Source organism: Streptomyces sp. NPDC051064 (assembly GCF_044455985.1).
Classification (GTDB): Bacteria; Actinomycetota; Actinomycetes; order Streptomycetales; family Streptomycetaceae; genus Streptomyces.
In genome coordinates, this window is sequence record NZ_JBITFK010000009.1 from 1 (window position 1) to 15,263 (window position 15,263).

The following is a 15,263-nucleotide window of genomic DNA, read 5'->3' on the forward strand; positions in this document are numbered from 1 at the left end:
GAACGCCGACTACTACACCCGCCTGGAACAAGGCCGCGAGCGCAACCCCTCACCCCAGGTGGTCGACGCGCTCAGCCGCGCGCTGCGCCTCGACGCGGACGCCCGCGCGCACGTGTACCGGCTGGCCGGGGCCACGCCGAACGACCAGCCCTCCGTCCACGCCGCCGAGCGGGTCAGCCCGGCGCTGCGACAGCTGATGGACGGCTACCCGAACACTCCAGCGTTCGTCATGAGCCGGACCCTGGATCTCCTCGCCGTCAACGCCTTGGCCGATGCCCTCTACGCCCCGTTCGAGCCGGCGGACAACGTGGCCCGCATGACCTTCCTCGACCCCGCAGGCCGCAACTTCTACACGGACTGGGACCGGGCAGCACAGGCCACCGTCGCCAACCTCCGCGAGGCAACCGGATTCGACCCGGACAACCCACGGCTGCGCGAACTCGTCCGCACCCTCACTGAGCACAGCGCGGACTTCACCCGCCTGTGGAACACCCACACCGTGCGCGGCAAGACCCAGGACGCCAAACACTTCCTCCACCCGGACGTCGGCCCCCTCACCCTCACCTACCAGGCTTTCGACGTACGCGACGCCCCCGGCCAGCAGCTCGTCATCTACCACGCCGAACCAGGCAGCCCCAGTGCCCAGTCCCTCAATCTGCTCGGTTCCATCCACGCCACCCGGCGCCGGCCCGCCCCCCGGCCCCACCGCTGATCAACCGACGGAACATGGAGATAGGTCGGCAACAGTGCCCGGTCGATTTCGCCACTTCCTCGCCAAGCTGCTGATGACCGAGTGCGACAACCGGTCCCGCGGAGGACGCTCGATCGTGTCGACGTTTACGCCACCGGCCGCCCCGCTTCGGTGTCCAGTCCGGGAGTAGCGGCGCGATACGTGCCTACGGCTGTCAGTTGCGGGTGGTCCCCCGCCTGGCGGGTGGACACACAGGGGTTCCATGGCGCTGCTCACCGCCCTGGGCGGGTTGGCCCGTCCGCCCGATCTGCGGCCGGGGCCCGGAGTGTGTGCCGGGGCCGGCGCGATGGCCGCGGTGGCGTGGCTGCCGCTGGCCGCCATCTACGCCCGCGCCCTGCCGTTCAGCACTGACTATGGTCTGTGGCCCCTGCTCGTACTGGCGGCCACCGGTCTCGCGCTAGCTCTGCGGTCGAAGTCGTCGGGGCTGACCGAGACGGCGGTAATGCACGCAGCCTGCCCGCCGTTCCTTGCCTACGCCTACACCGGAGCCTGGGGGCAGCCGCTTCCCGTCCTGGCGATCGGCGCTGTTGTGCCGCTGGCGGGCGCGTTGGCAGCCTGCGCGCACGCACTTCGCCTTCGCGGCCGGCCCAGCCGGCGCTGACGCACCCTTCATCAGCTGCCGCTTCTTGACGATCTTCGGCTCGAAGGAACCCTCGCGGTCGCGGGGCACAGTTATCTCCACCGGGCCGACCAGTGAGCACGGCCTTGGCGCGGGTGCCGTTGCGGCTGTTGCCGCTGTTCTTCCCGGCGGGATCGTGTTTGTCATAGCCGAGGTGTTCTGTGATCTCACCCTCGAGAGCGGACTCCAGGAGCCGCTTGGTCAGCTGAAGGCCCTCGGCCTGAGCCCGGCCCACCAGCTCGTCAATCAGCCGGTCGTCCACAGGCTTCGACAGCACCGCCTCAGACGGCTCAGCAGACTTGGCCTCAGTCACCTCGCCGCTCGTCACCGATGCATCTTCCATGATCGGGAGTTACACCGAACGTTTCTCAGTCCCGCGCGTCGGGCTACGTGGCGGCGGGGAGGGCTCTGTGAGGCGGTCCGACCGGGTGTAGAGAGCCCGCACGAGTTCGGCGCGGTCCTGGGCGCAGCGAGCAGTGCGTTCCAACGGTGCGGCCAGTCGGCCGTCGGCTTCGCGGAGGACGACTTCGACGAGGGCGCCGCGGCCGTCGTTCTTCGGCAGGGCATGTCCGCTATCGGCGCGATCCAGCAGCGTCGGGGAAGGCCGGCCGAAGTCGGGGGGCTGGAGGCCGCGGCCTTCCGGTCGGGGTCGGCGGGTGTGGGTTCGCTCATGGGCAACGCCTGCGTTGCTGGGTGCGTCGGTGTCGTTCGGCGCTCGGAGGCTGGGGGCCGTTCCTCAAGGACATTGCAGGGAATTGCGGGACTTCACTCCAAGGCGTCGATCGCGGCCGTAACGCCATGATCGCCTCCTCAGCGAGCTGGTTGCGCAAAGTTGCGCATCGACCGTCCCGTGCCGTGCCGTCGGGGGGCAAGAGCACAGACAGCATTACGCCCGGTTCGTGTGACACCGCGGCGGGAGCGTCGTCGGTCTGTGGTGCTGCCGGGCCTGTCCGTGCTTCGGCGTCGATCAGATCGGATGCCTGAATATTCGAATGTGCTCCCACGCTCGGTGACGTGCGTCAGACCGGGTGAGCAGAAGCTGGGTGATTGGTTGATCGCGGCGGCCCCCAGGCTGCTTCCTGAACTCGTTGGTCAGGGTGTGCTGGGTTCGCCGGATCTTCCAGCTGTTCTTCGTTCTGGTCCTGTTGACGGCGAGCTACTCGCTGCGCGGGCAGAGCATGACGTGCACCGGAACGTGGTGATTGAGCTCATCGAGTCCCTGGGGCAGAAGGAGTTGATCGGGGTTGTTCTGGCGGTGGAGCGTCTGCGGCCTGACGATCTGAGTCGAATTCCGGTGGCACCCAAGTGGCTGGTCGATGTGGTGGTGCGCCGTGGTCTGAGCCTGACGGCCGCGCAGCGGCCGGTTGCTGTGATTTCAGGCAGTGTCCGTAGTTATCCGGGATCGGTGGTGATGGGCTCGAATTCTTCGGGTGGGAGGTAGTCGAGCGCGGAATGACCTGGTCGACCAGGGACATGAACGGGGGGATGCCGTGGTCGGCTCGCAGCGGCCGAAGGTCTTCGCGCGATGAACCCGTGTCGGCGCGCCGCGGGGACAAACCACCCAGCTGGTGCCACTCTGTGTGGCACCAGCTGGTGGGTCCATCCCTCTCTAAGGCGCCCATCGCGGCATCCAGGTGAACGCCAGTCCGCTCTGCGCGAAGAGCAGACCAACGGCCACACCGAACACCGCGCCCCCCGGAGAGGGATAGACTGCCCAACCGGTTGGATACTTACAGTCACGCAGGATGTGGCATATGCTGCAAGGGATGTGACAGGCAGTCACTCCATCGGCGGGCGCATATCGGGGGCGCATTCCAAGCTGAAGGTTCGTGACACGATCTGCTGAAACGTCCTGGTGGGTCGTGAGACCCGTGTGAGGATTCGGCCGTTCGTGCGGGCGTGACTACTCGGCCGTGGATCCTGGACGACGACTTGTGGGCCCTGATCGAACCGCTGGTGCTTCAGCGGCCGGAGAGGTCGCCGGGCATCTGCCGGCGGCGGGCCGTCGCTGTCTCCGAGGCATCCCCTGTTGGTTCTCCACAAGGTTCTCTACAACCACATAACCTGTGGTCGGTGATCTGGGCCCGCCGCGGACTTCGAGATGCCGAACAGCGGCGCCAGCTGGCGCTTCGTAAGGTCGTGCGCGAGTACGCCGCGACCAACAGTGCCCTGTCCCTTCAGGAACAGGTCTCAGGCCGACCCCCGCCCGCATCCGCGCCTTCGCGACCACCAGCTTCCCAGAACGCCGCGGACTCAGCGCGGTGGACGGAGCTATCCGGTCGGCTCCGACGGTCGCACCAGCCACAGCGAGATCATTGGGGCTGAAGCTGCTGGAACGGAGGTCCGCCGAGCGCGCGCAGAGGAAGCTCCGGCGCGAGGTCCACCGCTTCGCCCTTGCCCCCGAACACTGAAATCCGAGTCAGGCTTCGCCAACTGGAACAACAGCCCAAGGCCCTTCACCTGACAGAGAACCGCCGGCGATTTTCGAAAAGGTTGCCGCCCACTGCACAAAGAATTCTCGTCGCTGAGCTTGTTCTTCATCTACCAAGTCTTCCGGGTTTGCCGATGGCCTTGGGAGTCTCGGGGCGTTCGACGGTCTTGCCCCTGGCCTGGAGCTGGGGCTATGGGTGGTCCACCACTGGCGCCGGCAGGGGCCGGGATGGCCCCGGTGTCACGGCTGCGGTCCCGCTCGCCGGCTCTGCCGTTCCTCAGCCCAGTGACAGGTCGCCCTGATCGTCCTTGATCTTCACCTTGACCCAGGCAAGGCCGCTGCTGTTGCCGACGCCGACGACGTTGCACTTGAACTCCCGGCCCGCCTCGACGGGGATGGAAGCGGGGCAGCTGACATCGTCGATGGTCGGGGGCTTGGCGAAGGAGTCGTCGGATTCGACGTTGTTGAGCACGGCCCGCGCCAGCGCGTCCTGATCCAGAACGCGCTGCGGCTGCACGGCGGGACTCCCGGTCAGCAGCATGATGGTGAAAGTGAGCGCACAACAGGCGATCACGGCCAGGGAGAGCGCGATGACGGCACGGGCGAAGCTGCGTTGATCAGTCACGAGGACAGTCCTATCCGGCTGTCCGTGCTCATACAACCCGTGTGGTGACGTGAAATCGTCTCTCGCTCCCCCGCGGAGTGCTCCCGCACCACTGCCTGCGCGTCAAGGCTTGACTGAGTGCGGTGGCCGCGCCGATCAGGACGAAGGCCGTGAGGGTGAGTCTGCTGCCTGACGCTGTCCGGAGGGAAGCGTCACGCTTCCGGGGGTGAGTGACGATCAGTAAGCCCCCTTCACGGCTCAGCGCTTCCTCCTGAGTGTCTGACCGCCCGGCGCGACGAGTTCGTATTTCGTTCGAAGACGGTTGACGGCAAGGCCGTATGGGTTAAATTCTGCGGCTCTCTGGCCAATCTGATGAGCGCTGGTGACGTTTGCCTGGGCCCATCAAGTAATCCGCGCTGCCCTGTGGCCTGTTGAGCGGATGCTGCGGGTTACGTGTCCTCGCCGGCACGGGCCAGGGGCAGGTCGTCACCATCTGCCGTGCCCGCGTGGCGGCGCAGAGCCCACAATGCGACGGGTGGCCCGACCGCGACGAGCGCGGACGCAACGTAGAGGCCGGCCTGGTAGCCAGAGAGAAAGGCGTTGGCGGGACTGGCTCCTGCGGATGTCTCAGCGTGCTGCACAAAGGTGACAATCGCCCCTACGAGCGCGATGCCGAAGACTCCGGATGCCTCACGGATGGCGCTGAACAAGCCGGCGGCAATCCCGGAAAGATGGCTTGGAGACGATTCCAGGGCGCGGGTGGTCAGCGGAACAGCCAGAGCCGAACCGAAGCCGATGGATGAAAGGCCCGGCAGGATATGGAATAGGTTTCCCTCGGAACTTCCCCAGGCGATCATCAAAAGGCCGAGGCCCACCATAAGCAGACCCACAGCAGAGAGTCGCCCGTCCCCCCAGCGCCGCGCCATGCGGGCAATAAATGGTGCGGTAGCCAGTAGGGACAAGGCCACTGGGGTGAAGGTCAGTCCGGCTGACGTCGGACTGAGACCCAGGCCGTTCTGCAGAAATTGCGAGGTGAAGAAATAGACGCCGCTCACCCCTAGACCCCACAGCATCTGAGTGATGATTCCTCCGGTGAAGGGCCGCTGTCGAAAGAGTAGCCGCAGTGCAGAACTCCGACGTCGTGTCACCTCGCATGACAAGGCGACAATCGAGATGACGGCGACAATTCCAGAAATGGTCACCGGCAGGCCGGCAAACCCGTTTTCTGGACCTTCGATCAGACAGTAGGCGGTGGCCGCCAGCGAGAAGCACGCCAACGCGACGGTGCGGAGCGACACCGTGGCCAACGGAGTCTTCGGGACGCGGGGCTCGCGGCTGGAGCGGGGAACGGCTGCGGCACCGACGAGAAAACTCGCCAATCCAAGCGGCGTGTTCATGACGAAAAGCCACGTCCAGCCCAGATACTGCGTCATGATGCCTGAGATGACCGGACCGCAGGCCAGCGCCGAGGCCAGAGTAGCGGTCATGGCGCTGAAACCCGCGTTGCGTGCCCGGGGCGGAAGATCATGGGACAGGACCGCCAGGGAGGCGGGCAGGATGAGCGCTGCTCCGACGCCTTGCAGTCCGCGGAAGGCGATCAGCGTCTCCCCTCCGGTCGCTGTACTGCATCCGATCGAGGAGACGGTGAAGAGAGCGACGCCCAGCAACAGCGTCGCGCGCCGTCCGATGGTGTCGGCAAGGTGCCCCCCAAGAAGGAGAAAGCTGGCGAGTGCGAGGGGGTACACGGCTGCAACCCACTTCAAATCAGTACCGCCCAGCTCGAGTTCGGCGCGGATTTGAGGCAGTGCAACATTGACAATTGTGTTGTCCAGTGCCGTCATGAATGACGAAAAAAGGACAGCCATCATGATGGCTAAGGTACGCAGTCGACTCATAGCGCCTGTCTCGGACAGCCGGGGCATGGATGTTCAGTAGTGGGCTGCCTTCCCATCCTGGATACACCAGCCTCGTGGTGCATCAAGCGCAACCCGCTGAGAACGGCAATTACGGCATGCGGCGCGCTGTGAGCCCGCTCCACCTCGTGCCCTCTTCACGCTGGCTGCGGGCGGCTACCACCTCGGCGTGTCACTGGAAGCCCGGGACGACTTCGTGTTTGGCTGATCACGCGCTGCCATCGCCATTCGTGCGAAAGCGGTGAGTGGCGGCGATGGCTGCTATGTAGGCACGCCTGATGGCCTATCGGCCGAAGAGTCCAATCCTTGCACAGCGGAACGAAGGTTCGGTGACTCAGTGCTGTCAACCGTGAGGGAAACTATCAGCCACCATCTCGGTCGGGCCGCAACGCAAACGCCCGACGAGACAGCATTCACCTTCGTGGACTTCAGCACCGACTGCCACGGGGTCGCCTCCAGCCTGACGTGGCGCCAACTCGAGGACCGCGTGCGTGTCACTGCGGCAGGACTGCGTCACGCCGGAGCGGCCGGCGAGCGTGTGGCCATCGTGGCACCGCAGAGCCTGGACTACGTTGTCGGCTTCCTCGCGGCCACCAGTGCCGGCGCCATCGCGGTGCCCTTGTTCCTCCCCTCCCTGCCTGGTCACGCGGAAAAGCTCACCGCCGCGCTCACGGACGCCGACCCGGTGCTCGCCATCACCAGCCCGGAGCACCAGCAGGAGGTGGAGGAATTCTGCGCCGCTCACAAGGCCGGCACCCGCCTGCACGTGGTCACTGAACAGGAACTGCACCCAGTGGACCTGGTGCCGACGGACGGCGAGAACGTTGACGCGCAGCCCGACGACTGTGCCTACCTGCAGTACACGTCCGGCTCCACACGCATGCCGTCCGGTGTGGAGATCACTCACGCCAACGTCTGCGCCAACGCTCGTCAGGCGCTGGAGGCGTACGATATCCGCCCAGGGCGCAACTGCACTGTCGGCTGGCTTCCGCTTTACCATGACATGGGCTTGGTCTTGGCGATCGTCCTGCCGATCGTCGGCCATATCCACTCGGTGCTCATGGATCCTTTGGCCTTCGTGCAGCAGCCTGCCAGGTGGCTGCGCCTGCTCACCCAGCATCGTGGGGCCCTCACAGCCGCCCCCAATTTCGCTTACGACTACTGTGTGCGCCGCGTCTCGGACCTGGAACGCGAGGAGCTGTCGCTGGGCTCGGTCGCCGCCATGGTCAACGGCAGCGAGCCCATCGCAGTGCGGACGCTGCAGCGATTTCAGGAAGCATTCGCCCCGGTCGGCATGGTCAGGACAGCCATGCGCCCGTCCTACGGTCTGGCTGAGGCCACCGTGTTCGTCTCCGCATCGCCGGCCGGGGAGGAACCGGCCGTCACCTGTTTCGATCGGAACGCGCTGGCGGGCGGAACCGCCCGTGTGGTCGAGGTCGAAGACGGAGGAGCCGTGACCCGCCTGGTGGCTTGCGGACGGCCCACCGACCAGCAGATCGCCATCGTCGAACCGGGCAGTCGCGTTCGTCTGGAGGGTGGCCACGTGGGCGAAATCTGGCTTCGCGGACCCAACATCGGGCGCGGCTACTGGGGGCGCCCGGAACAGAGCAAAGACACTTTCCGCGCCACCCTCCACGGTGACGACCCAAGCGACCAGACGCTTCACTGGCTGCGCACCGGTGATCTCGGACTATGGCATGACAAGCAGCTGTACATCACCGGTCGTATCAAAGACCTCGTGATCATTGATGGCACCAATCACTATCCCCAGGACATCGAGCAAACCGTCGATTATGCCCACTCGGTGATCCGCCGTCACCACACTGCGGCATTCTCCGTAGCCGCAGACGACGGAGAGCACCTGGTCGTCGTCGCCGAATACGCCCGTGACTTCACTGAGCCGCCCGGCAGTGGCCTGGTGGAGCAAGCCAGGCGGGCCGTACGCGCGGCAGTTGCTACTGCCCACGCCGTTGCCGTGCACGACTTCATCCTGGTCCAGCCCGGCACCGTACCCCACACCACCAGCGGAAAAGTTGCCCGCAACGCCTGCCGTGAGCACTACCTCCAGGGCACTTGGATTGTCGACACGCAGGCAGAGAAGGGGGTCGGCACCGCATGACTCAGTCGGGCGGGCACCAGGAGCTGGGAGAGGACGCGCCGATTCCCACCTCAGACACGGCCAGTCGGCCTGGACCTGGCGCTGATGAGCTGCGAAGCGCGCTGCGCCGGCTCGCCGGAGAGATCTGCGGCATCCCCCAGGAGCAGCTTGAGGACACACGCCCGCTGGCGGAGTACGGGCTCACCTCCCGCGACGCGGTCGGACTGACTGGGCATCTGGAGCAGATGCTGCACCGGCCGCTGTCCGCCACCTTGCTGTGGGAACACCCCACCATCGAACAGATGGTTAGTGCTCTGATCACTGCGGGCCCGTCCGGAACGGTTCAGCACGACTCGGCACGCGATGCTGCAGCCCTGCCCTGCCCTGGTGACGACGCTGTCGCCATCGTGGGCATCGGCTGCCGCTTGCCCGGTTCCGTCTACGGACCGGACGCGTTCTGGGAGCAGCTGCTCACGGGCACGGACCTGGTGGGTGAGGTGCCCGAGGGGCGATGGAGGAGCTTCTCCGGGGCTGCGCCCGATGCCGTGGCCCTGATGGAGCACACCACGCGGTGGGGCGGGTTCCTCGACGACGTCCAGGGATTCGACGCGGATTTCTTCGGTATCACGCCTCGTGAAGCAGAAGCGATGGACCCTCAGCAACGGTTGCTGCTCGAGGTCACCTGTGAAGCGCTCGATCATGCGGGACTGCCCGCATATTCTCTGAAGGGCACTGATACGGGCGTCTTCGTCGGTCTCAGCGCTCTCGAGTACGGACATTTGACCACGTCCGACCCCGCACGCCTGACTCCGTGGACGGGCACCGGCGCCGCAGGCAGCATCGCCGCCAACCGCGTGTCATACCTGCTCGATCTGCACGGTCCCAGCATGACCATCGACTCCGCCTGCTCGTCGTCGCTCGTGGCCGTGCATCAGGCATGCCGCAGCCTGCGCAGTTACGAGTGCGACGCCGCACTGGCGGCCGGGGTCAATGTGCTGCTCTCTGCGGCGGTCACAGCCTCATTCGAACAGGCTGGTGCTCTGGCCGCGGACGGCAGGTGCAAACCCTTTGATGCTGCGGCGGACGGTATCACCCGTGGCGAAGGTTGCGGTGTCGTCGTACTCAAGCGCCTCGTGGATGCCCAGCGCGACGGAGACAGAGTCATCGCCGTCGTCAGAGGCACAGCCGTCAACCAGGACGGCCGGTCGGCGGGCATCATGGCGCCCAACCCGACAGCGCAAGAAGCGCTGCTGCGCGGCGCTTTGCGCGATGCACGGATCGAATCCGCCGACCTCGACTACGTCGAAACGCACGGAACCGGCACCTTGCTGGGAGACCCCATCGAGGCCAGGGCCCTCGGGGCGGTCGTCGGGCGCGGTAGAGAGCCCGGTCGGCCCCTGCTCATCGGATCAGTCAAAAGCAACCTGGGGCACCTCGAAGGTGCGGCGGGCATCATCGGATTGATCAAGACCGCGCTCTGCCTGCACCACAGCCGCATCCCGGCCAGCCTGCACTTTCGGAGTCCCAACCCTCACATCGATTTTACCGAGCTGGGCCTGCGCGTGGTCACCGAGCCGACTGTCTGGCCCGCCCGGCGTCACCACCCCGGACGCGCTGGTGTGTCCGCCTTTGGATTCGGCGGTACCAACGCCCACGCGATCCTCGAGCAGGCACCGTCGACCGTGCCGTGTCCCGCGGAGCCCCCGTCGGCCGACGACGAGGAGAACGGCGTCCCGCACATCCTGGTGGTGTCCGCCCGTTCCTCGGCCAGGCTTGCCGATGTAGCCGCGAGCCTGGCGCGGTGGGTGGCCGCCGACGAGGCGCCCGCGCTCACCGATATCGCCCACACCCTCGCACATCACCGCCGTGGCCAGTTCTGCGGAGCCGTTGTTGCGCGGACCCACCGTGACGCAGCTGCCAAATTTGCCTCGCTGGCCCGTGACGAGACGGTCCCCGGCGTGGTCGATACGTGCACCGAAGCCAGAGCAACACAGTCCTTCACCGCACCCCGACCGGTCTTCGTCTTCTCCGGCTACGGCTCGCAGTGGAAGGGCATGGGGCAGGGCTTGCTGAGCGGCGATCCCCTCTTCGCCGTCGAGGTGTCCGCGCTCGACCCGGCCTTCCTCACGGTAACGGGCTCTTCACTGACCGACCTGCTCACACGGTCCGATCCCGACCAGACAGTCGACCGGACCCAGCCGCTGCTCTTCGGAATGCAGCTCGCCCTGGCGCGGACCCTGCAGGCGTACGGTGTGCAACCCGCCGCCGTCATCGGCCATTCGATGGGCGAGGTCACCGCTGCCGTAGTCGCTGGTGCTCTGGATGCCTGCGACGGACTTCGCGTCATCGCCCGCCGATCAGCTCACCTCGCCGCGATCGATGCGGAAGACGCCGGTGCGATGGCCGCGGTCGACCTGCCGGCACAGTCCCGGACGGACATCCTCAGCCGCTTCCCCGGCGTCGAGATCGCGGTCCATTCCTCGCCGCAGCGATGCACCGTGGCGGGACCGGCCCAAGCCGTACGCGACCTGGTGGACGAGCTGACCGGGCAAGGCCACCTGGCCCGGCTGCTCGAGGTCGGCGGAGCCGGACATTCAGCCGCAGTCGACCCCATCCTGACGCCACTGCGCGAAGCCCTTACGCCGCTGTGCACGCACACACCCACCACACCCTGGTACAGCACCGTGCTGGAGGATCCCCGGGCACGCCCCGATGCCGATGCGAGTTACTGGTGCGCCAACATCCGCCGCCCGGTGCGCCTGCAACAGGCGGTGACAGCCGCCACCGAGGACGGCTGCAACCTGTTCGTGGAAATCTCGCCCCATCCCATCGCTGTCGTCCCGCTCACCGAAACGCTCAACGAAGCCCCGACGGGCGAACATGCCTTGGTCATTGCGACCTTGCACAAGAACGCGGACGAAGCAGTTGACATGCGCGCTGCGCTGACCAGGCTGCACTTCGCCGGCGTCACGGTGAACGCTGGGCAACTGTGGCCCACGGGTGCACGCACTGCACTGCCCACTCCCGCCTGGCGTCACGAACGCTTCTGGTTCGCCCGCCCCGCCTCCTCCACGACTGCCGGCGGCCATCCCCTGCTGGGCCAGCGCACCGACGATCCGAGGAACGGTGCTGTTCTGTGGCGAGGAGATATCGGCACACGCCAGCACGCCCCCCGGCGCCTGGTCCACGACAGACCGGTACTGACCCTTGCCGCAGCTGCAGAGTTGATGATCGAAGCCGGTCTGGACATGTGGGCAGGAACTGGCGTCGTCAGCCTCGGCATCGACGAACTGAAGATCCATCAGTGGCTCGCCGTCTCCAGTGACACCCCCCTGACCACGGTGTGGGAACCGGACTCCGCCACACGCGGGACCCTCACTCTCCACGCCCGCGGAATTGATACCACGTGGCGCTGCTACGCCTCAGCTCGCCTCGCACTTGACCCCGAGCCTGACAGCGACCGCCGCTCTGATCCGGAACGATCACCGTCCTCAGTCGAGCACTTCGCCCCGGACGACTTGCAGCAGATGCACGGGCCGGCCTACGCACACCTGCTGACTGCCCTGCTGGAAGCCCCTGCCGCTCCCCCTGCAGAGGGCACGCCACCAGACGGTGACCGCGCCGCGCAGCCCACCACTCAGGTCGTCCCGGTAAGCGTGCGGTCTTTGCGCATCACAGCGCCAAGCGCACTCGATCCCAGCTACGACATTTACTGCTCGCCCGCCGCCGACGTGGGCTCCACGGACTCCGAGGCGGGGTGGTGGAACGTCACCGCACAGGGGACCACGACCACGATCGTGGCCCGGAGCGTTGAGACGCGTTGCATCGAGCGACGCGATGTGCCCCGGCTTCTGGAAGCGTTCACCTACGACATCCAGTGGGAGAAGTCCACCGTCCCCTTGCCCTTGGGCCTGCGCCGCGCCCTGCTGATCAGTGACGAGCGCGAACCCGCCGCAAGCGGGCTCACCGCGTTGCTGCAGTCGGCCCTACAGGCCAAGCATGTGCATGTCACGCTGGTCGCCGGTCAGGACAACACCGCCGAAACCGTCTTCAACAGGTGGTTGCAGAGCGCATCGGACGGCCCGTGCGCCGTAGTTCTGATTCCCGCCCCATCAGAACGCGACGACATGCGGCCCCTACGCACGGCAGCATGGGTGGCCCGCTTCCTGGCCAACAGCACGCACCAGCACCCTCCACGCCTGTGGATGGCCACCGTGCTGGCGCAGGCGACAGCACCCGGGGAACCGGGAACACCCCACCTGGCTTGTCTACGTGGACTCGTCCGCGTACTGGCACTCGAGCACCCCCACCTGCAGGCCTCGCTGGTAGACATCGACAACCAGCCCGGAGCGGTCGGAGACCTCGTTCAGGAACTCCTCGCCAACGGCGTGGACGACGAAATTGCCTGGAGGTCCGGCACACGCCTCGCCGCCCGCCTCGCCCGCGCTGACCTCTCCGCACGACCCAGAGACCAGGTGGCATTCGCCCGTTCCGACGGCGCTTACATCATTACCGGTGGCCTGACCGGGCTCGGCCTGGCAACTGCACACCGGCTCGCCAGGCAAGGCGCTGGCCGCCTCATCCTCAACGGACGGCGAGCCCCCGGACCCGAGGCACAGAATGTCCTGGCTGACCTGCACGCGCAGGGCACCTCCGTCGCCGTTGTCCAAGGGGACGTCGCCGACCCGGATGTCGCCACGAGTCTGGTACAGGCCGCCGGCGCCGGGAGCTATACCCTGCGGGGAATCGCGCACTGTGCCGGCGTCCTGCACGACCGCATGATCACCGAGCTTGAACCGGTAGATATCGACACAGTCCTGCGGCCCAAGGTCATCGGCGCCCTGAACCTGGAGGCAGCCACCGCCGGCCTCGACCTCGACTGGTGGGTTACATACAGCTCTGCCGCTGCACTCCTCGGCTCACCCGGCCAGTGCGCCTACGCAGCCGCCAATGCCTGGCTGGACGCCATGGCTCACCACCGCCGGGCGTCGGGACGCCCGGCGACCGCCATCGCCTGGGGCCCTTGGGAAAACGTCGGTGGCGCGCCCAGCAACCCGGCTCTGGCCCTGGAACCCATCAACCTGGCCGAAGGGCTGGACGCCCTGCACGCTCTCGTCGCCCTCGACCGGGCATACACCGGCGTCGTCCACCTCGACACCGACCGTGTGCTGGCAGCATTCCCCGGCCTGTCAGCCATCCCCTTCTTCACCGAGCTTCTGCAGGACAGCACATCCGCCACCGACGACTGGGCCGGCCCCGCCGGCATCGGAGCCCTTGGCAGCTCTGCCACGGACAAGGTGTATGCACGGCTGGTCAAGAGGACGGCGGCGGTCATGGGTTTCAGCGCCCACGACCTCAACGAAACAACCGCGCTGACCGAACTCGGACTCGACTCCCTGATGACGGTGCGTATCCGCAACGCTGTCCGGCAGGACTTCGGCACCGATCTGCCCGCCCCACTCCTCTTGCGCGGGGCCAGCTTGCGAGAACTCGGCAACGCCGTTCTGAAGCAACTCGGCCTTGCCCCCTCTGCGCCGGACGCTGTCTCCGCGTCGGCGCAGCCCTACGCCACCAACGCTCCGCAGGTGTTGTCCGCCGCACCAGCACTGCCACACTCCATCGGCCCCCGGGACGCCGCCGAACGCCTGGTAGCGAGCGCTTGGGCCGAAGTCCTGCACCGCCCGCCCAGCGATATCCGCGAGGGCTTCGCAGCCGCCGGCGGAGACAAACGCGCAGCCCGAACCATGGTGGACGCCATCCGCCAGCGCTTGGGGGGCCAGGCCCGGCTGAACGTGACGGCCGACGCCATCTTGGCCCACCGCACCGTCGCAGCGGTCGCCGATCTGATCCGGCCGGCAGTCAATCAAACCGGCGAGTCGGCTCTCACCCCTCTTCGCCCCGCAACTGCCGGGTCGAAGCGGCCCGGGCTGTTCACCTTCCATCCCGCAGGCGGGCCGACCTCGGTCTACCTGCCCATGACACAGCTGTTCCCAGCCGACCAGCCCGTGTACGGGCTTGAGCGCGTCGACGCGCTGAGCACCATGGAAGAGAAAGCAGCCCACTACCTTTCGCTCATCCGCGACACTCAGCCTGAGGGGCCCTACCACTTGCTCGGGTGGTCCTTCGGCGGATGCCTCGCCTACGAAGCGGCCAGTCAACTGCATCAAGCAGGACAGGCCGTCGGGTTCGTGGGACTGATCGACACCATCCTGCCCGCCGCCCTGCCGGAACAGGAATCACCACAGTTCCTGCTCGATCGTTTCGGCCGCTTCGCCGAATACATCGAGAAGACGTACGGACACCACTTGGATCTGCCCTACGAGGAACTGGCGGCCACCCCGGACGAAGAGCAGATCGACGTGGTCATGCGCCTCGTCGCCGATGCCGGCCTCGATATGAGCCCAGGCATCCTGGAACACCAGCGGACCTCCTACATCGATGCTCGCATCGGCGAGCGGTACGTCCCGCACCCCTTCGACGGCCATGTCGTCCTCTACCGCGCCCAGCAGCACCAGCAGCTCACGACTGCCTTGGATCCGCGCTACCTGCGGCAGGAAGCAGACCTCGGATGGGCGTCGCTGTGCCAGTCCCTCGAGATTGTTTCAGTCGAGGGCGACCACCTGTCCGTCATCGACCCGCCTCACATCCAGACCATCGCACGGCACGTCACCCGGTCCATCGGGCTCCCCACCCAGTGACCTCGCCCCGTCGGGCTGCCCCTCGCGACTCGTCCACCGGATCCTGTCCCTCCTTCCCGGAGCAAGAAACCCTCATGGCCACACGCCCGACGCCCGTCCGCTCACGTCCGTTCAACAACCCCGCACGACGCCCCCGCTATCGCCTACTG

The 15,263-nt window shown here is 66.7% G+C and carries 7 protein-coding genes and 1 pseudogene; 5 read left to right on the top strand and 3 right to left on the bottom strand.

Annotation, left to right across the window (positions count from 1 at the left end):
• Positions 1-712 (top strand): helix-turn-helix transcriptional regulator (locus ACIBCU_RS28845; protein WP_399235002.1); only part of this gene is annotated, 712 nt, incomplete at its 5' end.
• A gap of 241 nt (positions 713-953) precedes the next feature.
• Positions 954-1,352, top strand: a complete 399-nt coding sequence (locus ACIBCU_RS28850; RefSeq protein ID WP_399235430.1) for a hypothetical protein — start codon at positions 954-956, stop codon at positions 1,350-1,352.
• Between the two features lie 15 nt (positions 1,353-1,367).
• Here ACIBCU_RS28850 and ACIBCU_RS28855 read toward each other — a convergent pair.
• Positions 1,368-1,713, bottom strand: a pseudogene (locus tag ACIBCU_RS28855) (transposase); the annotation flags it as partial.
• A gap of 633 nt (positions 1,714-2,346) precedes the next feature.
• Between ACIBCU_RS28855 and ACIBCU_RS28860 the strand changes: the two are divergent.
• Complete coding sequence (locus tag ACIBCU_RS28860; protein ID WP_399235005.1) at positions 2,347-2,811, top strand: hypothetical protein; 465 nt, start codon at positions 2,347-2,349, stop codon at positions 2,809-2,811.
• Between the two features lie 1,267 nt (positions 2,812-4,078).
• Here ACIBCU_RS28860 and ACIBCU_RS28865 read toward each other — a convergent pair.
• Both ACIBCU_RS28865 and ACIBCU_RS28870 read right to left on the bottom strand, forming a co-directional pair.
• A complete protein-coding gene (locus ACIBCU_RS28865) occupies positions 4,079-4,426 on the bottom strand; it encodes a DUF4333 domain-containing protein (protein WP_399235007.1) in 348 nt (115 codons plus the stop codon).
• A gap of 428 nt (positions 4,427-4,854) precedes the next feature.
• Positions 4,855-6,273 carry an MFS transporter gene (locus tag ACIBCU_RS28870; protein WP_399235009.1) on the bottom strand — a complete coding sequence of 473 codons (1,419 nt, stop codon included), beginning with the start codon at positions 6,271-6,273 and terminating at the stop codon, positions 4,855-4,857.
• Positions 6,274-6,667: 394 nt separating this feature from the next.
• On the opposite strand from ACIBCU_RS28870, the gene ACIBCU_RS28875 reads away from it, so the two are divergent.
• Positions 6,668-8,437: a fatty acyl-AMP ligase gene (locus tag ACIBCU_RS28875; protein ID WP_399235412.1), complete on the top strand. Its 1,770-nt coding sequence runs from the start codon at positions 6,668-6,670 to the stop codon at positions 8,435-8,437.
• Positions 8,434-15,114 carry an SDR family NAD(P)-dependent oxidoreductase gene (locus ACIBCU_RS28880; RefSeq protein WP_399235011.1) on the top strand — a complete coding sequence of 2,227 codons (6,681 nt, stop codon included), beginning with the start codon at positions 8,434-8,436 and terminating at the stop codon, positions 15,112-15,114. Before ACIBCU_RS28875 ends, ACIBCU_RS28880 begins: the two co-directional genes overlap by 4 nt.
• The last annotated feature ends 149 nt before the right edge of the window (positions 15,115-15,263 follow it).

What these genes read in the sequence shown, in the direction of transcription:
- ACIBCU_RS28860 (WP_399235005.1), top strand. Translation starts at nt 2,347, where the DNA reads ATGCCTGAATATTCGAATGTGCTCCCACGCTCGGTGACGTGCGTCAGA.
- ACIBCU_RS28850 (WP_399235430.1), top strand. Translation starts at nt 954, where the DNA reads ATGGCGCTGCTCACCGCCCTGGGCGGGTTGGCCCGTCCGCCCGATCTG.
- ACIBCU_RS28880 (WP_399235011.1), top strand. Translation starts at nt 8,434, where the DNA reads ATGACTCAGTCGGGCGGGCACCAGGAGCTGGGAGAGGACGCGCCGATT.
- ACIBCU_RS28870 (WP_399235009.1), bottom strand. Translation starts at nt 6,273, where the DNA reads ATGATGGCTGTCCTTTTTTCGTCATTCATGACGGCACTGGACAACACA.